Raw genomic sequence first — 20,037 nt, 5'->3', positions numbered from 1 at the left:
AAGGCACGGACACCGGCCCGGACCGGCCGTAGCGGTTGCGACGCCCGACCTCACGCCCAAGCATGGGCTGAGGAGTTCCGCACCACCGCCCTGGGAGCGACATGGAGTTGCGCGCGGACCGGCGGCCTCGCGACCTGTGCCGAACACGGTGCCCGGACCCGGCATGACCGGAGGCGAAATGACCCGAGGCGACATGACCGGTGCCGACCGGCCGCTGCGCTGTCTGGTCACCGGTGCCACCGGGTACCTGGGCGGCAGGCTGGTGCCGGAACTGCTGGCCGCGGGACACTCCGTGCGCTGCCTGGCCCGCTCGCCGGGCAGACTGCGGGACCATCCGTGGGCCGGGCGGGCGGAGGCCGTGCGCGGGGACGTGACGGACGAGGCGTCCGTGCGCGCGGCGATGGAGGGGATGGACGTCGCGTACTACCTGGTGCACGCGCTGAGCACCGGGCGGGGCTTTGAGGAGACCGACCGGCGCGCGGCCAGGATCTTCGGTGAGCAGGCGCGCGCCGCCGGAATCCGGCGGATCGTCTATCTGGGCGGGCTGACCCCTGCCGGAGTGCCCGAGCACGCGCTGTCGCCCCATCTGCGTTCGCGCGCCGAAGTGGGCCGCATCCTCCTGGCCTCGGGGGTGCCCACCGCCGTACTGCGGGCAGCCGTGATCATCGGGTCGGGTTCGGCCTCGTTCGAGATGCTGCGCCACCTGACCGAGCGGCTCCCCGTGATGGTGACCCCGAGCTGGGTGCGCACCCGCATCCAGCCGATCGCCGTCCGCGACGTGCTCCGTCTGCTCGTGGGGTGCGCGCGGCTGCCGGACGACGTGAACCGCGCCTACGACATCGGCGGGCCGGACGTCGTCACGTACCAGGACATGATGCGGCGGTACGCGGCCGTCGCCGGCCTGCCGAAACGTGTCATCCTTCCCGTGCCGCTGCTCACCCCCCGGCTGTCCAGCCTCTGGGTCGGTCTGGTCACCCCGGTGCCGGGCGCCCTGGCACGTCCGCTGGTCGAGTCACTGAAGTACGAGGTGATCTGCGCCGAGCGGGACATCGTCCGCCATGTGCCGGACCCGCCGGAGGGACCGGTCGCCCTCGACCGGGCGATCCGGCTGGCTCTCCGGCGCGTCCAGGACGCGGACGTCGCCACCAGGTGGTCATCGGCCTCGGCTCCCCGCGCCCCCAGCGATCCGCTGCCGACCGACCCCGACTGGGCCGGCGGAACCCTCTACACCGATCACCGTGAACGCACGGTCGCGGCGTCGCCGGGGGCTCTGTGGCGGGTGGTGGAGGGGATCGGCGGCGAGAACGGCTGGTACTCCTCGCCGCTGGCCTGGTCCCTGAGGGGCTGGCTGGACACGCTGGTGGGCGGTGTGGGCCTGCGCAGGGGCCGCCGGGACGCGAACCGGCTGCGGATCGGCGACAGCCTGGACTTCTGGCGCGTGGAGGAGATCGAGCCGGGCCGGCTGCTCCGGCTGCGCGCGGAGATGCGGCTGCCCGGCCTGGCCTGGCTGGAGATGACCGTCGACTCGGACCGGCGGGGGCGCACGGTGTACCGGCAGCGGGCCCTGTTCCATCCGCACGGGCTTGCCGGGCACGCCTACTGGTGGGGCGTGGCTCCCTTCCACGCCGCGGTGTTCGGCGGCATGGCCCGCAACATCGCCGTCGCGGCGGAGTCGGCCTCCCCCGAACCGGCCGCCACACCGGGTGCCCGCTGAGGGGGCGGGGAAGCGTGCGCGTCTCGGTAGCCCTGTTCACCGCGGACCTGCGGGTCCACGACAACCCGGTCCTGTGCGCCGCCCTGAAGGACGCCGAACGCGTGGTCCCGCTCTTCGTCGTCGACACCGGTATCCGCCGCACCGGCTTCGTCGTACCCAACCGGGCGGCGTTCCTCGCCGACAGCCTGGCCGACCTCGACGCGGCCCTGCGTGCCCGGGGCGGCCGACTGGTGGTGCGCGAGGGCGACGTGGTCGAGGAGACCTGCCGCGTGGCGGCCCGGACCGGGGCCGCGACGGTGCACATCGCGGGCGGGGTCAGCCGTTACGCGACCCGGCGCGAGAACCGCCTGCGTGCGGAACTGTCGGGCGCAGGACGCGAACTGCGCGTCCACGACGCTTCGCTCACCACCGTCCCACCGGGGGCGCTCACACCTGCCGGCAAGGACCACTTCGCGGTCTTCACCCCGTACTTCCGCCGCTGGGAGACCTTCTCCGTACGCCGCGTCCTGCCGGCACCGGACGCGGTACGGGTACCGGACATACGTTCGGCCGGTCTACCTCGCGCACAATCCCTCGCACCGGGCCCCACGTCGCCCGCTCTCCCCGCCGGCGGGGAATCCGAAGCCCGCCGCACGCTGCGGTCGTGGCTGGCGGGCCCGCTGGCCGCGTACGAGGACCGGCACGACGACCTGGCCGCCGACGCGACCTCCCGGCTCTCCCCGTACCTGCACTTCGGCTGCCTCTCACCGACCGAACTGCTGCACCGGGCCCGCGCACAGGACAACCCCGGAGCGCACGCCTTCGTCCGCCAACTGGCCTGGCGGGACTTCCACCACCAGGTCCTGGCGGCCCGCCCCGACGCGGCCGACCACGACTACCGCCCCCGCCACGACCGCTGGCGCCACGCCACGAAGGACATCAAGGCCTGGCAGGAGGGCCGCACTGGCTACCCCGTCGTCGACGCGGCCATGCGGCAACTGCGCCACGAGGGCTGGATGCCGGGCCGCGCCCGCCTGCTCGCGGCAAGCTTCCTCACCAAGACGCTGTACGTGGACTGGCGGGTGGGAGCCCGCCACTTCCTGGACCTCCTCGTGGACGGCGACATCGCGAACAACCAGCTCAACTGGCAATGGGTGGCCGGCACCGGCACGGACACCCGCCCGGGCCGCGTCCTCAACCCACTGACCCAGGCACGCCGCTTCGACCCCCACGACGAGTACGTACACCGCTGGCTACCCGAACTCCGCCCCGTCGACGCCCCCCACTCCGGCGGGGACTACCCCGCCCCGATCGTGGACCTGGCATCGGCCACCGCCCGCTTCACCTCAGCCAGGCAAACGGCGACCTCCTGAGGCCTGTTGAGCGCTGTTGAGCCCTATTGAGCCCTGTTGAGGCGCATCCCGCCGCGGAGCGCCCCGTACTCCCCCGGAAGGAGCCCGCTCACTACCACTTCATGGCCTTGCATACACAATTGGTCGCTATCTGCAATGAGATCGCCGCTGTACGAACGCGAAAACACCAGAGGCCCCGGATTCTCTCCGGAGCCTCTGGCCTGTGTGCACTCGGCAGGATTCGAACCTGCAACCTTCTGATCCGTAGGATCGGGCAGGCGGTTGGGCGGGGGCTCCGCCTTCCTCCCGGCTGATCGCTGATGGCCGTGATCGACGGTCCCTGTGTGCCGTCGTTGCCGTGCACCCGTCGTCGTCGCTTCGCTCCTCCGGGCAGGAGCACGGGCATGAGGTCAGAACACATCGTGGCTGGGGCGGTCGGCCCCGCGAACCGCGTGCCTCACTGACCGCCGCATGATGAACCGCAGCGAGGCCGAACCATGCCGAAACCCTGAGAGCCCACCCGATACAAGAGCCGGATCACTCACCTGCCTGCCAACGCCCAGACAAGCCAAACGGTCCGACGGGCGAACCGCCGGACCGCCGGACCGCTATGAAAGATCAATCACCGAAGGTGACGATGTAGACGGGGCTGTTAGTGCTGCCCTCGTTGTGCACTACCGGACAGGACGTCTTCTGCTGGCTGTGCTGGGTCTTGACCTGAATTCCGCAGAAGGGCGAATCGTCCCAGTTGAGCGTCTGGATGTTGCTGAGCACGGGGATGTTGTCCCCCCCGCCACTGGGGGCAGCGCTGGCCCCGCCGATGCCAGCGAGAAGGATTCCGCAGGTGGCTACGGCCACCCCTGCAATCTTCTGGACGGTCCTCATATGTTCTCCTCCGCTGCTGTGCCCCGAATCGGGCAGATACCTGGAGAGCTATGCACAAAAGGGATCAGAGCGTAACGTCATTCATCTTTTGATCACTCCTACGGCCGCACAAATCACGAAGCTGCTGGACGAACTGAGCGGGCAAGAGGACTCGTTGGTCAACGTTCGAACTGGCCGCAAATGCCCGCAGCTTCCCAAGCTGATGACCCTGAACACCTGCGAGCCGCCCGCGCATAGTTGGGCCATTACTACCCGGAGGCACAGCCGCAGCGATCACCCATCGCAGCAGCGCAACACGGCATCGGGCGTCGCGGTCCCTAAAGTGACCTCATGACAGAGAGTGACACGACATGCACGCAAGGTCATGAAGGGGATGTGATCGGACTTCTTCTGGAGGAGTACAAGGCGCTCCGCAGCGAGGTCAACCAGCGTGTAGCGGAACGCGTGACGGCAACCGCTGCTGCAGGAGCGGTCGCCGTCATCCTGACAGCGACTGGCGGCTTCTCCACTGGTAGACCGCACGTGTATGCAGCTATTACCCTCGTGGTTTTCGTGGCCGCCTGGGCTCTCTGGGGTCTCCATCGCACGATGGAAATCGGCGCTCATTTAGTACGAGTGAAAGATCGAGTCAACGCGCTAGCGGCAAGGGCGTACGGCGCCCCAAGTGTCTTCACATGGGAAGCCCGGATGGCCGCGAAACGACATCATAGAACTCGCCGCTGGCGTTGGCTTCTCAGCCGTCACTGATGAGCCCGGCGTGGCCCGTCAGCACCCATTCGAGGAACCGGTATCCGACCTTGATCCGCCGCATAGGTGGACAGCTGCCCATGAACGCCGGCGAACTGCCCTGTACGCGCAACACCGAAGCACCACGAACGGTCAAGGTTAAATCCTCGTCGCCTGCTCCATAGCAGTCAACGATGGCTTGACCACCGAGGCGCCGTCATCGCGCCCCCTGGAGAACGAAGGCGACATCGCCGGAGGCCCGCTCGAACGATTGACGCAGGCGATACGTAGCCAACACGCCGATTGCCCACATCAGAGCAAAGCCCAACATTAGAGCCCACTCGGGTTGCTTTGTCCACCAGTTGTACGCTGCGGATAGTGCCGCGGCGGCGAGGCTCAGTATCGCTACGCCTTCGAAAGTCAGCCGCGTAGGTTGGATCACCGTCCAACCTGTGACGTGAGACCAGCGACGATCCCTAACGTCAGAGTATGTTTCTTTTTTCCAGTGATCCCATTCAAGCCCACCCTGCAATCACACTAAAAGGGATTCTCGAATACATTTATGGATAAGCTTGATATGGAAATCGTGAAGTATATAGCGACAGCCGAGCAAGTAAGATGACAGCGGAATGATCAGAAGAAGGGCGAGGTTCGAGACCCTGGAGGGACTCTCGACCTCCAAATCTGCGCGCGATGAACATCGCCCCTCAGGCCCGAGGCTGTCAGGAGATTCCGCCATTGTTCGATGGTGCGTCAGGAGCGCGAAGACCGCCACTCCGCTGGCTGGCCGACGTCCGCTCCTACCGCTCCGAAGACGAACCCTCCGGACGCCTGCTGACCACCTGCGGCAACCGCCGTTCCTCCCGTGCCCCGCCTGTTCCCGCGTCCAACACGCTGACACCTACCACCTCATCAAGGCCGGACTGTCCGGTGGCAAGAACGTCGCCGAGACAGTCCGTGACCACCCCCGCGCGTTCGTCACCCTCACCGCCCCCTCGTTCGGTCCCGTCCACAACTGCAAGACCGATCACGCGGGCAAGCCCCGCCCCTGCTGCTGCGGCACCCACCATGCCGAGGACGACCCGGCGTTGGGCACCCCTCTGGACCCGGCCACGTACGACTGCACGGGCGCCGTGCTGTGGAACCCGCACGCCGGGCAGTTGTAGGCACGCTTCACCACCTACCTGCGCCGCGCCCTGGCCGAACACCTCGGCATGACGCAGAAGACGCTGAACGCATCCCTGCGCGTCTCGTTCGCCAAGGTCGCCGAGTATCAAAAGCGCGTGCCTGGTCCACTTCCACGCCGTGATCCGCTTCGACGGACCCGACGGCCACACCACCCCGCCCCCGCCCTGGGCCACCTTCGACGCCCTCCGCGTCGCCGTGGGCCTGGCGGTCAAGCGTGCCCGGCTCACCGTCGATTCCGACGCCACCGGAGAACGCGTCATCGGTGACGGCAATGATCCGGACGATGACGACGGCGCGGCCGGTGTCCTCGTAGCCGTCTGATCCGCCCCCGAATGCGGTTGCCGTCAAACACTGCCGTCAAGGCAAAAGCCAGAGGCCCTGCGGATCACTCCACAGGGCCTCTGGTCTGCTGTGCACTCGGCAGGATTCGAACCTGCAACCTTCTGATCCGTAGTCAGATGCTCTATCCGTTAAGCTACGAGTGCTTGTGTGTTCTGTTGTGTTGACTCTTCCTTCCGGGCTTTTCGGCCCGGTCGGCGTTGCGGGAACAACATTACATGACTGGCAGCGTGAGGCGAAATCCGTTTGCCGCACCTGACCTGACCTGCGAAAACGACCCATGGTGGGCCTCGTACGCGCCCCGGATACGACCCCCGGAACGGCCGAAGCCCCGGTCGTCGGAGACCGGGGCTTCGGGAGCAGGTGCGGAGGCGGAGGGATTTGAACCCTCGATGGGCTTTAAGGCCCAAACCGCATTAGCAGTGCGGCGCCATAGACCGGACTAGGCGACGCCTCCATCACAGCCGCCCGCGCGAGCGCGAGTGGTGTGTGCAGATGATGACACAGCCGAGCGGGGTGTCACCAATCGCCCCCCACGGTACTAGGCGGAGAGGCCGCAGGGCAAAGCCGTATGGCGGTCCGATGGCTCGGGGTTTTCGTCGCGGATGATCTCCCGGGCTTTGCCGGGCCCCGAGTGCCTGAGGGGCCCGGCAAGGCCCGGGGCCCGGAAGCAGGGAAGCCCTGAAGCCGAGAGGCCGGGAAGCCGGTGGCGCAACCGCGCGCGTCCGTCGGCGTTAGGCAGGTCATGGTGCGCCCCTCTTTCTCTCCTCCCCGTCGCCCCGCCGCCCTCCGCCGGTTCCTCCTCGGAGCCGCCGCCCTCGGAGCGATCACCGGTCTGACCTCCATGCCCCCGGCGGCGTACGCCGAGAGCGGTGGGCCGAGGCCGCTGCCGGCACCGGTACCGGCGCCCGTACCCCCACCGGCTCCCGGAGATCGGCTGACCGTCACGGTCGAGGGCTCCGGCGGTGCCGCCGACGGGACGTACAAGCTGGAGTGCCACCCGGACGGTGGGAGTCATCCGGACGCCCGGGGCGCCTGCGGGAAGCTCGACGGGAGCACGACCTGGGGACGGGACCCCTTCGCCCCCGTGGCGCCCGGCACCGTGTGCACGATGCAGTACGGCGGTCCGGCCACCGCCCGCGTCACCGGCACCTGGGCCGGCCGTCCCGTCGACTCCCGCTTCGACCGCGGGAACGGCTGCGAGATCGCCCGGTGGGACGCGCTCGTCCCGGTGCTTCCCGACGTCAGCCGCGGCAAGTAACGGAGAGGCGGTCCGGGGAGCCACGCAAAAGGGGCGGAAGCGGAGTACGGCAAACGGTGGGGTACGGCAAGGGGTCGAGTACGGAGTCGAGTAGTCGAGTACGGAAAGGTCGGCCACCGAGCCGTCTTGCGCCGTACATCTGTGCGGTCAGCCACCCCGTGCTCCGGCTTCGCGAAACGGATCATCGTGCCCCGCAGGGCGAAACGCACGGTCACAGGTCCGCCGCAGATCCCCATAAAGATCCACGTGCGACCTCCCTCTCATCCGGCGTCGCGAGCGCAACCACTGCCCGTAGACTCCCTCGCGTGACACGCTGCGAGCCGGTTGGCAAGATGGCCCGGGCAGTCGGCAAGATGCGGTAACAGGGAGGAAGCGTCTCGTGAGCAGCAGGCCATCCCGAGGCGCTGCTCGCCTCGCAGCCATACTCGACGCGCTTCCTGATGCGTTGCTACTGGTCAACGCCAACGGGACCGTCGTCAACGCGAACACCATCGCCCTGGAGGCCTTCGAAGCCCCGGGGACCGCCTTGGTGGGGCGCGGGCTGCTCGATCTGCTGCCCGAGTTCGACTCCCGGCTCATCCCCGGGTCCATGCGGCGCCCCGACTCCATCGACCCGCACGGACGCACCAAGCCGACCCGGATGATCGCGCGGAGGACCGACGGGAGCGAGTTCCCGGTCGAGGTCACGAGCGCGAACCTGGAGAACGGCCAGCAGGCGTACGACGGTTACGGCTACACCGGTGACGAGCTGCTCATGCTCGTCGTGCGCGACCTGTCCGGCACGCTCGACACCGAGGCCGAACTCGCGCGTGCGCAACGGCAGACCGAGATGATCCTGCGGGCCGCCTCCGAGGGAGTGGTGGGGACGGACACGGACGGGCGCATCGTGCTCGTCAATCCGGCCGCCGCTCAGATACTGGGCTACAGGGCCAGTGACCTCGGTGGGCGGGAGCTGCACACCCTCGTACTGCACTCCCGTGAGGACGGCTCCCCCTTCCCGTACGCGGAGTCGCCCCTCGCCGACACCCTGCGCTCGGGGCGCAAGCACCGGGTGCGCGGGCAGGTGCTGTGGTCGAAGAGCGGCAACAAGGTGCCGGTCGACCTGACCACCGCGCCCGTGCGCGACGGTGACCAGCTCGTCGGCGCCGTCATGACCTTCACCGACCGGCGGCCGTACGACGCGCTCGCCGAGGAGAAGCAGAGCGAGACCGCGAAGCACGCGGAGGAGCTCGAGAAGCTCTCCGCCGAGCACGCCGAAGAGCTCGGGAAACTTCGCGAGGAGCACGCCGGCGAGCTCGACGAACTGAACGAGCGGCACGCCGAGGAAGTCGCCGCCGGGGACGAGCGGTACGCGGCGCTCGGCGAGCGCGAGAAGGATCGGTACGAGGCGCTCGCCGCGCGGCACGATCAGCTCCTCGCCGTGCTCGGGCACTCCCTGCGCGGCCCGCTCGAACAGCTCCGCGGCGAACTCGGCAAGCTCGCCGCCGACGACGCCGGCCAGCTCTGGCCCGAGGCCAACCAGGTCCTCCACCATCTGGCGGCCGGGTACTCGCGCATCACCACGCTCGTCGACAACGTCCTCGGCTACCAGCACCTCGACTCGGGCGACGACGATCTCGTACGGACCGCGGTGATGCTCGACGCCGTCGTCGCGGCCGGTGTCGACGGGGCCGTCGAGCTGATCGGCCCCGGGCGGGTGCAGTTCGCCGTGCACGCGCCGCCCATCGAGGCCGAGGTGGACCAGCGGCGGCTCGCGGTCGCGCTCGCGCACCTCATCGCGGACGTCGCCGGGGTCGACGCGACGGGCAACTCGCCCGTCGCGACCGGCGGCTACATGGACAACACGGTGGTCGTGGCCGCCGCGCAGCGCGGCGAGGTCGTCCGCATCGAGGTGCGCGGGCCGTATGCCGGGGGAGACCCGGTGCACCAGCCGATCGTCGGCGGGATCGTGCGGGCGCACGGCGGTGTGCTGCAGACGCACGAGGTGCCGGGCATGAGCGGCAGCGCGTATGTGCTTGAGGTGCCGATCGGTGGCGGTGCCGGGGCGGTTCCGGCTCAGCAGCAGCCCGCGGCCGACACCGCTGCGGCCGGCGAGGAAACCGGTACCGACAGTGTCGGTACCGAGGTCGCAGTGCCGCAGCAGGCTGCGGGAAGTGCTTCGGAAAACGCCTCCGGGCGCGGGCGGCGGCGGGCACATCGGTCGTCGGTGGACGCGTTCCTGGAGAGCGAGGAGCCCGAGGCGGAGGCCGCCGCGCCCACCGGGCGGCGGAGGCGGCGAGCGGAGTCCGCGGACGGTGGACCCGAGCCGGTTCCGGCGCCGGGCGAGGGGAACGAGGAGGAGTCCGCCGACCCCAGTGCCGGGTCCGGTGGTACGGGACGGCGGCGTGGGCGGCCCAGTCCCGCGGAGAGCAGCGCGCAGGGGGTCTCAGAGGGCGCGGTCGTCACGGCCGCCGAGCATGCGGCGGGCGCCGCGGCCACCGGGCTGGGGCAGACGGTGCCGCCGCAGGGCGTGCCCGCACCCGCCGGGCGGCGGGCTCGCCGGGACACCGAGCAGCACGCCCTGCCGCCGGCGCTGCCCGCGGCCCCGAGCGCGCCGGGCCCCTCCGGTGCGGGCGCTGCCGATGGACAGCCCCAGCCGACCGGGCGCCGTCGCCGGGCCCTCGCCAAGGCGGAGGAGCGCGCCGCCACGCAGGCGGCCCCGGGCCGCGCCGTTTTCGCGCTGCCGCCCGCCGCGGCCGACCGGACACCCGAGTACGAGGCGGCGCACGGCGCTGCCGCCGCCGCGGCTGCTGCTGGGCTGGTGAGTGGTGCCGGTGGTACCGCGGCTCCCCTGCCCCCTGGAGTTCCCGTGGCTCCGGCCCCCCAGGCTGCGAGGCAGGTTCTCGCCCTGGGGCCCGGAGTGGGTGCCGGTCAGGCGGCCGAAGTGCCGGGTGCGCCTGGTGCTGGCATGCCGGGTGCCGGTATGACCGGTGGCGCGCCCGGTGCAGGTGTGCCGGGCGGTGTGCCCGGTGCCGGTGTGCCCGGTGAGGGTTTGCCGGGTGGGGATCAGGCCGGTGACGGGCGCCATGACGCGGCGCCGCATGATCCGTCCGACGACCACACCCCGCCGCAGCCGCACCCGTTGCCCGCACCGACAGGCCGTCGCCGGGGCCGCCGCGCTCCGGAGCAGGGCGAGACGGCACTCGCGCCCGCACAGGGCGTCCCGGCGCAGCTTCCCCCCGCACAGGGCGCCGTGCCGGAGCAGGCCGCTGCCATTGCCGGTCAGGGGATGCAGGCTCCAACGGGAGGCGAACAAGCCGTCCCCGCTCAGGGAGTTGCAGTGCAGCAGCCCGTGCCCCCGCAGGGAGCGTCGGCTCCGGCCGCGCAGCCCGTGCCCGCGCGTGGAGTGCCCGTGCCCGCCCAACAGGCCGTGCCCGCACAGGGAGTTCCGGGTCGTGCGCAGCCTGTCCCCGCCCAAGGAATCCCCGGCGGGGCGCAACCGGTGCCTGCCCAAGGGGTCCCTGGCTCACCTCAGCCCGTACCCGCCCAGGGGGTCCCCGGCGCCGCCGCCGGTCAGCCCGTGCCCGCGCAGGGTGTTCCGGGTGTGACCGTCCCCGCCCAGCTCCCGCTCCAGATCGGCCCCAACCCGGCCGTCCCCGCGCAGGGTGCCCCCGGCGCACCCGCTCCGGGGCAGCCCGTGCCGGCGCAGCCCGCTCGGGGGCAGCAGTCCGCGCAGGCGGCGCCCCTGGGCATCCCCGTACAGGCTGGTCCTCAGCCCTGGTCCGGGGCAGATGACACCTCCGGTGCCGGTATGCCCGCCCTGGCCGCCCATCCCGTACAACCCGGCGCTCCCACACAAGCCGCGTCTCCCGCTCCGGCGGAGCAGACCACGCCGTCCGGCTCGGCACCCGGCACCCCGCTCCCGCCCGAGCAGCCGCAACAGCCCGCACAGGCGCAAACCCAGGCGGCACCCCAGGCGCAAGCCCAGGCACGGACCGCGCAGCCGCTGCCCGCCGAGGCCGCTGCCCCGGTCGACCCCAACTCGACCCAGGGGCGGGCGATCAGCGTGCGCACGCTCGGCCAAGGCGTACCGTTCGCCCGTCAGCCCCAGCCCGGCGCCGCCCCCACTCCGGCCTCGCACCAGAGCAACGGTTCCGGCACCAACGTCTCCGGCCGCCGCCGCAAGCTGGGCACACCGCCCGAGCCCCCCGGGCACCCGGAGGCGGGCGCTCGCCCCCACCCGCAGCCGGGGCAGGCACCGGCCCAGGCCCCGGCCCCTGCCGCGCAGGCACCCGTACCGGCGCAGCCGTCTCTGGCCGGACAGGTCCCGCTCCCCGCGCAGCCCTCGCTCGCCGGCCAGTCGCGCCTGGCCGGTGTCACCGACGGCGCCGGGCGCTCGTATGCCATAGGGGCACCCGACGAGAACGCCGACGAAGGTCCCGAGCCGCTCGACGGCCCCGGTGGCGCGGTCGAGGTCTCCGATCAGCCGCAACCGCGGCCGATGGACGACGAGCTCCCCCCGGAGCCGCTCGACAACCCGCGCCGCCTCCTCGTGTGGCCCGCACCCGACGTCACCACGCACCAGGCGCTGAGCGACCGCGGCTACCGGCCCGTCATCGTGAACTCGCGCGAGGAGGTCGACGCGCAGATCGCCGCCTTCCCTGCCGCCCTGTTCGTCGACCCGCTCACCGGCCCCATCACGCGTACGGCCCTGCAGTCGCTGCGTCAGGCAGCCGTCGCCGCCGAGGTGCCGGTGCTCGTGACGGCAGGCCTCGGGCAGGCGTCGCGAGACGCGGCGTACGGCGCCGATCCAGCCGTACTCCTGAAGGCCCTCGCGCCACGCGACTCCGAGCAGCATCCGCCACGCGTCCTGCTCATCGAGCAACACGCGGAGATCGCGCTGGCGCTGACCGCGACGCTGGAGCGCCGTGGCATGCAGGTTGCGCGGGCGGCGGCCGACGCGGACGCGGTCACACTCGCCGCGCAGATGCGGCCGAACCTCGTGGTGATGGACCTGTTGCAGGTACGCCGCCGCCATGCCGGAATCGTCGACTGGCTGCGCGCGAACGGCCAGTTGAACCGCACTCCGCTCGTCGTCTACACCGCCGCCGTCGACCAGGCCGAACTCCCGCGTCTGGCCTCGGGGGAGACGGTCCTGTTCCTCGCGGAACGCTCGACGAGCCCCGAGGTACAGGACCGGATCGTGGACCTGCTGGCCCGTATCGGCACGAACTGATCGCGAACCGGGCCCGACCGTATGTGGCTGGGGCGCTGTTTCACGTGAAACAGCGCCCCAGCCACATACTCGGCAGAATTCGTTCGACGCGTCAGATCCGCGTGACGTCCAGATCCCCCTCGGCGTACCGACGGCGCAGCACCTTCTTGTCGAACTTGCCCACGCTGGTCTTCGGCACCGACTCGATGATCGTCCAACGCTCGGGGAGCTGCCACTTGGCGATCCTGCCCTCATCGGCGAGGAAGGACCGGAGGACCGCGAAGTCGGCGGTGGCGCCGTCCTTCAACACGACCGTGGCGAGGGGGCGTTCGCCCCACTTGTCATCCGGTACGGCGACGACGGCGGCCTCGGCGACGTCCGGGTGGGCCATCAGGGCGTTCTCCAGCTCGACGGACGAGATCCACTCGCCGCCCGACTTGATGACGTCCTTGGCGCGGTCGGTGAGGGTAAGGAAGCCGTCCGGGGTGATGGTGCCGACGTCACCGGTCTTGAGCCAGCCGTCCTCGCTGAACTTGTCGGCTGGACGCAGGGGTTGGGCACCCTCGCCGCCGTAGTACGCGCCCGCGATCCACGGCCCGCGTACCTCCAGCTCACCCGCCGACTCCCCGTCCCAGGGCAGTCGCTCGCCGCCGGGTCCGGTGAGCCGGGCCTCGACGCCGGCAGGGAAACGGCCCTGGGTGAGCCGGTACTCGAATTCCTGCTCGGTGCCGACGACATGGGCGGGCGGACGCGCCACCGTGCCGAGCGGCGAGGTCTCCGTCATGCCCCACGCGTGGCAGACACGCATACCCAGCTTGTCGAACGCCTCCATCAGCGAGGGGGGACAGGCGGAGCCGCCGATGGTGACCTGGGTGAGCGAACCGACGTCACGGGGGCGCTCGCCGAGCTCGGCGAGCAGTCCCTGCCAGATGGTCGGGACGGCCGCAGCATGCGTGGGCTGCTCCTTCTCGATCATCGCGGCGAGCGGTCCAGGCTGCAGAAACCGGTCCGGCATCAGCATGTTCACGCCGGTCATGAACGTGGCGTGCGGCAGCCCCCAGGCGTTCACGTGGAACTGGGGAACCACGACGAGGGACGTGTCCTGATCAGTCAGGCCCATGGACTGGGCCATGTTGACCTGCATGGAATGCAGGTAGATCGACCTGTGGGAGTAGACCACGCCCTTGGGGTCGCCCGTCGTGCCGGAGGTGTAGCACATGGCCGCGGCACTGCGCTCGTCCAACTCCGGCCAGTCGTACGTCGTCGGCTTGCCGGCCACGAGCTCCTCGTACTCATGCACCCGCGGGGTCACCCCGGCCAACAGCGAACGGTCACCCGGCCCGGAGACGACGACGTGCTCGACCGACGTGAGGTGCGGGAGCAGCGGTGCGAGGAGGGGGAGCAGCGAACCGTTCGCGATGACCACGCGGTCGGCGGCGTGGTTGACGATCCACGCGAGCTGCTCGGGCGGCAGGCGGAGGTTGAGTGTGTGCAGCACGGCGCCCATGGAGGGAATCGCGAAGTACGCCTCGACGTGCTCGGCGTTGTTCCACATGAGCGTGGCCACACGGTCGTCGCCCTCGACCCCGAGGTCGTCCCGCAGGGCGTGCGCCAACTGCGCCGCGCGTGCCCCGATCTCGGCAAAGGAACGGCGCTGCGGTTCGCTCTCCCCGGTCCATGTGATCACCTGCGATGTCCCGTGCAGGGCCGATCCATGACTCAGGATCCTGGAGATCAGCAGCGGTACGTCCTGCATCGTGCTCAGCACCGGGGGGCCTCCTCATTGAAGCGGCTACGCGAGGTAGATGTCCCGCGATTGTGCTGGCGTACCACGCAGTATGTCACTAGGCGACGGAGGATTGGTCCGGCCGTGTCGGGGCTTGGCGTGGGCGGTGAGCACGTGGGTACGGCCCCTCGTGGCTGCGGTCCATTGGGGGGGCCGGCGGTCCATGGAGGCGGCGGTCGGCGGCGGTCCATGGGGGCTGCGGGGTGGGGCCGGCCTTGCGACGGGGCCGGTCCGGCCGCGGATGCGCTACACGAAGGGCACGTTCACGCAGGCGAGCCGTGCTCCGGCCGTGCCCGCATGGCCGTCGTGCGTGGCGGTGGCCATCTCGTGCAGCACCACCGAACGGGCTCCCCTCTCACGGAAGCGCCAGTCCACCGTGGCCAGGGACCGGGCCGAGCCGTGCTTGTCGGCGGTCAGGTCCAGCCATGCCTCGTTGTCCGGGTTGGCGTACTCGGGGTCGACCGAGGGCTGCGTCGGGTCCATCCGTTCCTGGTAGTGCGGCCCGGCGTCGGCGGGCAGTTTGCCGCACGGTTTGGTGTGGACGTGGGCGCCGTAGACGCGGTTCGCGACGAGGTCCTCCACACGCAGCTCGATCCGCGTCCCGCCATCGCGGCGCAGTGTCTCCTTGACCTGCACTCTGCCGCCCACCGGCACCAGCTCGGAGTCGTAGGTCACCGCCTGTGTGTAGGGCGCCGCGCCCACCGGAGCGAAGACGGTCCCGACGACCAGCCTCGGCACCGGGCCCTCCGCGGCCCTTGGCTCGGCGGCGTCGGCCGTCGCCATCACACCGGCACCGGCGGCGACGGCGACGGCGAGGACACCGGCGATTGCGACCAGGGCGCCCTTGTTCATGGCGGTGAAACTGTGCCTGGGCATGGTTCTTCTCTCCAGTACGCACTGAGTGGGGGGAGTCCGCGCTGTCGTTTCCCTTATGCGGCGACAGCCCAAGTCCAGTCTCTTCAGGGTGACTTGATGCCGCATGCGCTGCATGCCGCATGCCGACTGGTGCTTGGGATCAGCACAGTACAACAACGGACAAGCCGTACCGAATCTCCTACCGATGGGTACTGGGGAGACCCCGTGGAAGTTCGCGCCCGGCACTCCCACGACTCCCCAGGGCAACTCGCGCCCCACGGCACCCGGAGGCGCCGCGGTTCACGGCACTACCGCACGGGCTCCAGCTCGGGGTCCTCCCGCAGCTTGCCCAGGGCCCGCGACACCGCCGACTTGACCGTGCCCACGGACACTCCGAGCACCTCGGCGGTCTGCACCTCGCTCAGGTCCTCGTAGTACCTGAGGACGACCATCGCCCGCTGCCGAGCCGGCAGCCTCATGATCGCCCGCCACATCGCGTCGTGCAGCGCCTGCTGCTCGGCGGGATCCCCGGTGGCCGCCGGCTCCGGCTCCGGCAGCTCGTCACACGCGAACTCGTCCACCTTGCGCTTGCGCCACTGCGACGTCCGCGTGTTGAGCAGAGCACGCCGTACGTAACCGTCGAGGGCCCGGTGGTCCTCGATCCGGTCCCAGGCGACGTACGTCTTGGTGAGCGCGGTCTGCAGCAGGTCCTCCGCGTCGCTCGGGTTCGCGGTCAGCGACCGGGCGGTACGCAGCAGCACCGGCTGGCGGTCCTTCATGTACGACGAGAACGACGGATACGGAAGGGTCTGCCTCGCTGAAGCAGCGGCGTTCGAAGCGCTGGTGCAGACGGGTGTGGTCATGGCTCCACGCTAAGAGCGACCCCCGATCCGGCGGATCGGCCGGAAGTCCCGAAGGCGAATCACCCTCAGGTTGTAGGAGTAGGGCAGACCCCACCTCCTGAAGGTGGACGAGTGGCCCTCATGTACTGAGGGTGTACCCCTGAGAGACACCTCTCCTTGTCGTAGGCGCCGCACCACTCACCCCTCCGCTCCCAGAACCAGCCCGGACGTCGGAACCCCCGTCCCGGCCGTGACCAGCACCCTCCGGGCTTGCGGTATCTGGTTCACCGCCGTGCCCCGCACCTGTCTCACTCCTTCCGCGATCCCGTTCATCCCATGGAGGTACGCCTCCCCGAGCTGTCCCCCGTGCGTGTTGACCGGCAGCCGTTCCTCGGCCACGAAGTCGGCTGCCTCCCCCGCCCCGCAGAACCCGAACTCCTCCAGCTGCATCAGCACGAACGGCGTGAAGTGGTCGTACAGGATCCCCACGTCGATGTCCGCCGGCCCCAGCCCCGATGTCCGCCACAGCTGCCGCGCCACCACCCCCATCTCGGGCAGCCCGGTGAGATCGTCCCGGTAGAAGCTGGTCATCTGCTCCTGCGCCCGCCCCGCGCCCTGGGCGGCGGACAGGATCACGGCGGGTGGGTTGGGCAGGTCGCGGGCCCGCTCCACCGAGGTGACGACGATCGCCTGACCGCCGTCCGTCTCCTGACAGCAGTCCAGCAGCCGGAGTGGCTCGACGATCCACCGCGAGGCCGCGTGCTCGGCCAGCGAAATGGGCCTGCCGTGAAAGTACGCCGCCGGGTTGGTCGCCGCGTACTTCCGGTCCACCACCGCCACATGCCCGAACGCCCCGGGAGACAGCCCATACGCGTGCAGGTACCGCTGGGCCGCCATCGCCACCCACGACGCCGGCGTCAGCAGCCCGAACGGCAGCGCCCAGCCCAGCGCGGCCCCCTCGGCCGAGGGTTCGCGGTGCTGCACCCCGGAGCCGAACCGCCGCCCCGAGCGCTCGTTGAACGCCCGGTAGCAGACCACGACCTCGGCCACCCCGGTCGCCACCGCGAGCGCCGCCTGCTGGACCGTGGCGCACGCGGCCCCGCCGCCGTAGTGGATCCGTGAGAAGAAGGACAGCTCCCCGATCCCGGTGGCCTGCGCGACGGTGATCTCCGGGCTGGTGTCCATCGTGAACGTGACCATCCCGTCCACATCGCCCGGCGTCAGCCCCGCGTCGTCGAGCGCGGCCCGCACCGCCTCCACCGCCAGCCGCAGCTCGCTGCGCCCCGAGTCCTTGGAGAACTCGGTCGCCCCGATCCCGACGACCGCCGCCCGCCCTCCGAGGCCGTCCCGCGTCCGCACGCTCATCAGGCGCCCCCGGAGGGGAGGGCGACCGTCACGGTGCCCGTCACATGTCTGCCGATGCCGTTCTCCCCGACGACCCGCACCGTCGCCGTGCCGTCCTCGACCGTCTCCACCGACGCCGTCAACACCATCGTGTCGCCCGGGTAGTTGGGCGCCCCGAGCCGTATGGCCACCTTGCGGAGGACCGCTCCCGGGCCGAAGTGGTCCGTGATGTACCTCCCGACCAGGCCGTTGGTCGTCAGAATGTTCATGAAGATGTCCGGCGAGCCCTTCTGCCGCGCCAGCTCCGCGTCGTGGTGCACGTCCTGGTAGTCGCGCGAGGCGATGGCCCCGGCGACGATCAGCGTGCGGGTGATCGGAATCTCCAGCGGTGGCAGCTCCTCACCTGTCCTCATACCGCCTCACCTCCTGCGATGCCTCCAGTGCCCCCAGTCACTGCGGTCCCTCTGGTCCCTCCGGCCCCTTCGGCTCGTTCGACTCCCCGGGCTCCTAGGGCTCCTCGGGATTCCTCGGCATCGCTCACGATCAACTCCCCCAACTCCTCCAGCACTGCGCTCCCGCACCCTAGGTACCCGTCCATCTGCCGACCCCACAGGAAGTGCCGGTGGACGGGGTGCTCCAGGTCGGCTCCCGTGCCGCCGTGCAGATGCTGTCCGGCGTGCACCACGCGCTGTCCGGCCTCGGACGCCCACCAAGCGGCAATCAGCGCCTCCATGGCGTAGGGCAGGCCCTGATCGCGGCGCCAGGCCGCCTCGTACACCGTCACGCGTATCGCCTCGGTGTCCATGTAAGCGTCGGCCGCCCGTAGTTGGACGCCCTGCTTGACGGCGAGGGGCCGTCCGAACTGCTCCCGGCTGTTCGTGTGGGCCACGGCGCGCGCCAGCGATCCCGCGCACACCCCGGCCTGTAGGCCCGCGAAGGCTGTGCGCGCGGTGGCGAGCACGTCCTCGTACGCGTCCGGTGTCCCCAGCAGCTCCCCCGGCGTACCGTCCAGGGTCAGCCGCCCCGCCGCCCAGGGCGCCGTCGACTCGACCGGCTCACAGCCCGCGTCAGCGGCCCGCACCAGCCACAGTCGCCGCCGCTCGTCGGGCACGAGCACATGCGTGGCGTCCCTCAGCCAGGGCACGAGGGGCACGGTGCCGGTCAACTCGCCCAGATCGGAAGCCCGTACACCCTCCACGGCCGGCAACGCCCCGCTCACCACCGCCGAGCCGTCGCGGATCCCCGGCAGGAGCCGTCCCTGCTGCTCCGGCGAACCGTGCGCCCCCATCGTCAGCAGCCCGTACACGCAGCTCGCTGCGAAGGGCACCTGAGCCGTGGTGCGCCCCTGCTCCTCCAGGAGGAGGACCAGGCCGAGGAGGCCGACGTCTTCCACGGCGCTCACGAGTCCGGCGGCGCACAGCGCCTTCCACAGCTCCATGTCGCTGCCGGTTCCGAAGGTGGCGAGTCGCTCGTGCGTGGCGAGGTCGCCGAAGATCCGCGCGGCCAGCTCGCGGGCGGCGGTCTGCTCCTCCGTGGGTGTGAAGTCCATGTCAGTCCCCATCACCCTCCGGGACCCGGAAGACCGGCAGCACCAGCTCTCCGTCCTCGTCGTCGAACCGCGCGAACTCCAGCAGCACCGGCAGACCGATCCGCACCTTGTCGTACGGCACCCCCACCACGTTGCTGACGATCCGCACGCCCTCCGCCAGCTCGATCAGTCCGACCGCGTAGGGAGGGTCGAACGCCTCGAAGCGTGGGTGGTGCATGACGACGTACGAATAGACCGAGCCCTCTCCGCTCGCCTCGACCGTGTCCCACTCCAGCGAGCCGCACGCGGTGCACCCCGGCAGCCAGGGGAAGCGGAGCGTCCGGCAGTCGCCGCAGCGCTGGATGAGCAGTTGGTGGCGGGCCACCCCCTCCCAGAACCCGGCATTGTCCCGGTTGACCACCGGGCGTGGGCGCCGGCTCCGAGGGCCCTTCGGCTTGCGCCGGGCGGGCGCGTACTTGAGGATCCGGAACCGGTGCGTGCCCGCCGGTTCGCCGCCCGCCCGTACGTCCGTCCGCGTCGTGACGAAGTACCCCGTCCCCAGCTTGGTCGTCTTGCGCTCCGAGACCGACTCGATCACCGAGTCGAAGGTGATCTCGTCCCCGGGCCGCAGAGGACGCGGGTACTCCTGCTCGCAGTCGGTGGCGACCACCGAGGTGTACCCGGCGTCGTCCAGGAGTGCGAACAGTTCGTCGTATGCCGCCGAGCGGTCGCTGTGCCCGGACAGGCCGCCCATCGTCCACGCCTGGAGCATGGTGGGGGGCGCGACGGCGTCCGACCCCGCGTACGCCGGGTTGGTGTCGCCCATCGCCTCGCACCAGTGGCGGATCATCGGCTCGTTCACCCGATCCTTCCCCACGCCGCCGACCGCCGCCGGATGCCCCTCGTACGCCTTCAGCCGCACGGACAGCTCCTCGTCCCCTTCCGGCTCCTTGAACTCCGACCCGCTCTGCTCCGGCGGCTCTGGCTCATACCGCTCCGTCTGCCCTGTCTGCTCCGTCTGCTCCGACCCGCCCCGCTCCGGCT

The 20,037-nt window shown here is 70.6% G+C and carries 13 protein-coding genes, 2 tRNA genes and 1 pseudogene; 5 read left to right on the top strand and 11 right to left on the bottom strand.

Going from position 1 to position 20,037, the window contains the following annotated elements:
• Positions 1 to 178 precede the first annotated feature (178 nt).
• On the top strand, positions 179 to 1,714 hold the full coding sequence (locus FPZ41_RS20830; RefSeq protein WP_228022863.1) for an SDR family oxidoreductase: 1,536 nt from the start codon (positions 179 to 181) through the stop codon (positions 1,712 to 1,714).
• Positions 1,715 to 1,728: 14 nt separating this feature from the next.
• Complete coding sequence (locus FPZ41_RS20825; RefSeq protein WP_322620510.1) at positions 1,729 to 3,066, top strand: cryptochrome/photolyase family protein; 1,338 nt, start codon at positions 1,729 to 1,731, stop codon at positions 3,064 to 3,066.
• Positions 3,067 to 3,663: 597 nt separating this feature from the next.
• On the opposite strand, the gene FPZ41_RS20820 is transcribed toward FPZ41_RS20825, so the two are convergent.
• Positions 3,664 to 3,930 (bottom strand): hypothetical protein, encoded by a 267-nt coding sequence (locus FPZ41_RS20820; protein WP_131569953.1) that lies wholly within the window; start codon positions 3,928 to 3,930, stop codon positions 3,664 to 3,666.
• Between the two features lie 733 nt (positions 3,931 to 4,663).
• Positions 4,664 to 4,813 (bottom strand): hypothetical protein, encoded by a 150-nt coding sequence (locus tag FPZ41_RS47160; protein WP_194236156.1) that lies wholly within the window; start codon positions 4,811 to 4,813, stop codon positions 4,664 to 4,666.
• Positions 4,814 to 5,448: 635 nt separating this feature from the next.
• Here FPZ41_RS47160 and FPZ41_RS20815 point away from each other — a divergent pair.
• A pseudogene (locus FPZ41_RS20815) lies at positions 5,449 to 6,126 on the top strand (replication initiator); the annotation flags it as partial.
• Between the two features lie 130 nt (positions 6,127 to 6,256).
• Here FPZ41_RS20815 and FPZ41_RS20810 read toward each other — a convergent pair.
• Together FPZ41_RS20810 and FPZ41_RS20805 are read right to left on the bottom strand one after the other, a co-directional pair.
• Positions 6,257 to 6,329 (bottom strand) — tRNA-Arg (locus FPZ41_RS20810).
• Positions 6,330 to 6,549: 220 nt separating this feature from the next.
• Positions 6,550 to 6,640: transfer RNA gene (locus tag FPZ41_RS20805), tRNA-Ser, on the bottom strand.
• Between the two features lie 288 nt (positions 6,641 to 6,928).
• Between FPZ41_RS20805 and FPZ41_RS20800 the strand changes: the two genes are divergently transcribed.
• Both FPZ41_RS20800 and FPZ41_RS47155 read left to right on the top strand, forming a co-directional pair.
• A complete protein-coding gene (locus FPZ41_RS20800; protein WP_152864752.1) occupies positions 6,929 to 7,444 on the top strand; it encodes an SSI family serine proteinase inhibitor in 516 nt (171 codons plus the stop codon).
• Between the two features lie 379 nt (positions 7,445 to 7,823).
• A complete protein-coding gene (locus FPZ41_RS47155; RefSeq protein WP_322620509.1) occupies positions 7,824 to 12,659 on the top strand; it encodes a PAS domain-containing protein in 4,836 nt (1,611 codons plus the stop codon).
• A 91-nt stretch (positions 12,660 to 12,750) separates the two neighbouring features.
• Here FPZ41_RS47155 and FPZ41_RS20785 read toward each other — a convergent pair whose 3' ends face one another.
• The 7 genes from FPZ41_RS20785 to FPZ41_RS20755 form a co-directional block, all read right to left on the bottom strand.
• Positions 12,751 to 14,406, bottom strand: a complete 1,656-nt coding sequence (locus FPZ41_RS20785; RefSeq protein WP_322620508.1) for a long-chain fatty acid--CoA ligase — start codon at positions 14,404 to 14,406, stop codon at positions 12,751 to 12,753.
• A 264-nt stretch (positions 14,407 to 14,670) separates the two neighbouring features.
• The gene (locus FPZ41_RS20780) at positions 14,671 to 15,300 is read right to left on the bottom strand and encodes a superoxide dismutase family protein (RefSeq protein WP_152864748.1); all 630 of its coding nucleotides are present in this window, start codon (positions 15,298 to 15,300) and stop codon (positions 14,671 to 14,673) included.
• A 287-nt stretch (positions 15,301 to 15,587) separates the two neighbouring features.
• Positions 15,588 to 16,142, bottom strand: a complete 555-nt coding sequence (locus tag FPZ41_RS20775) for a SigE family RNA polymerase sigma factor (RefSeq protein ID WP_152864746.1) — start codon at positions 16,140 to 16,142, stop codon at positions 15,588 to 15,590.
• A 177-nt stretch (positions 16,143 to 16,319) separates the two neighbouring features.
• Positions 16,320 to 17,486: a lipid-transfer protein gene (locus FPZ41_RS20770; protein WP_152864744.1), complete on the bottom strand. Its 1,167-nt coding sequence runs from the start codon at positions 17,484 to 17,486 to the stop codon at positions 16,320 to 16,322.
• Positions 17,486 to 17,878: a MaoC family dehydratase gene (locus FPZ41_RS20765; RefSeq protein WP_152864742.1), complete on the bottom strand. Its 393-nt coding sequence runs from the start codon at positions 17,876 to 17,878 to the stop codon at positions 17,486 to 17,488. Before FPZ41_RS20765 ends, FPZ41_RS20770 begins: the two co-directional genes overlap by 1 nt.
• Positions 17,875 to 19,014, bottom strand: coding sequence for an acyl-CoA dehydrogenase family protein (locus tag FPZ41_RS20760; RefSeq protein WP_152864740.1), 1,140 nt, complete (start codon positions 19,012 to 19,014; stop codon positions 17,875 to 17,877). Before FPZ41_RS20760 ends, FPZ41_RS20765 begins: the two co-directional genes overlap by 4 nt.
• Position 19,015: 1 nt before the next feature.
• Positions 19,016 to 19,921 carry a bifunctional MaoC family dehydratase N-terminal/OB-fold nucleic acid binding domain-containing protein gene (locus FPZ41_RS20755; protein WP_152864767.1) on the bottom strand — a complete coding sequence of 302 codons (906 nt, stop codon included), beginning with the start codon at positions 19,919 to 19,921 and terminating at the stop codon, positions 19,016 to 19,018.
• Between the last annotated feature and the right edge of the window lie 116 nt (positions 19,922 to 20,037).

The sequence above is a fragment of the Streptomyces acidicola genome, assembly GCF_009377235.1.
Lineage (GTDB): Bacteria > Actinomycetota > Actinomycetes > Streptomycetales > Streptomycetaceae > Streptomyces > Streptomyces acidicola.
This window is presented reverse-complemented; position numbering and strand designations above follow the sequence as displayed.

Coding starts and splice junctions, on each gene's coding strand:
- FPZ41_RS20830 (WP_228022863.1), top strand. CDS start 179: ATGACCCGAGGCGACATGACCGGTGCCGACCGGCCGCTGCGCTGTCTG.
- FPZ41_RS20765 (WP_152864742.1), bottom strand. CDS start 17,878: ATGAGGACAGGTGAGGAGCTGCCACCGCTGGAGATTCCGATCACCCGC.
- FPZ41_RS20770 (WP_152864744.1), bottom strand. CDS start 17,486: ATGAGCGTGCGGACGCGGGACGGCCTCGGAGGGCGGGCGGCGGTCGTC.
- FPZ41_RS20775 (WP_152864746.1), bottom strand. CDS start 16,142: ATGACCACACCCGTCTGCACCAGCGCTTCGAACGCCGCTGCTTCAGCG.
- FPZ41_RS20820 (WP_131569953.1), bottom strand. CDS start 3,930: ATGAGGACCGTCCAGAAGATTGCAGGGGTGGCCGTAGCCACCTGCGGA.
- FPZ41_RS20760 (WP_152864740.1), bottom strand. CDS start 19,014: ATGGACTTCACACCCACGGAGGAGCAGACCGCCGCCCGCGAGCTGGCC.
- FPZ41_RS20780 (WP_152864748.1), bottom strand. CDS start 15,300: ATGCCCAGGCACAGTTTCACCGCCATGAACAAGGGCGCCCTGGTCGCA.
- FPZ41_RS20800 (WP_152864752.1), top strand. CDS start 6,929: ATGGTGCGCCCCTCTTTCTCTCCTCCCCGTCGCCCCGCCGCCCTCCGC.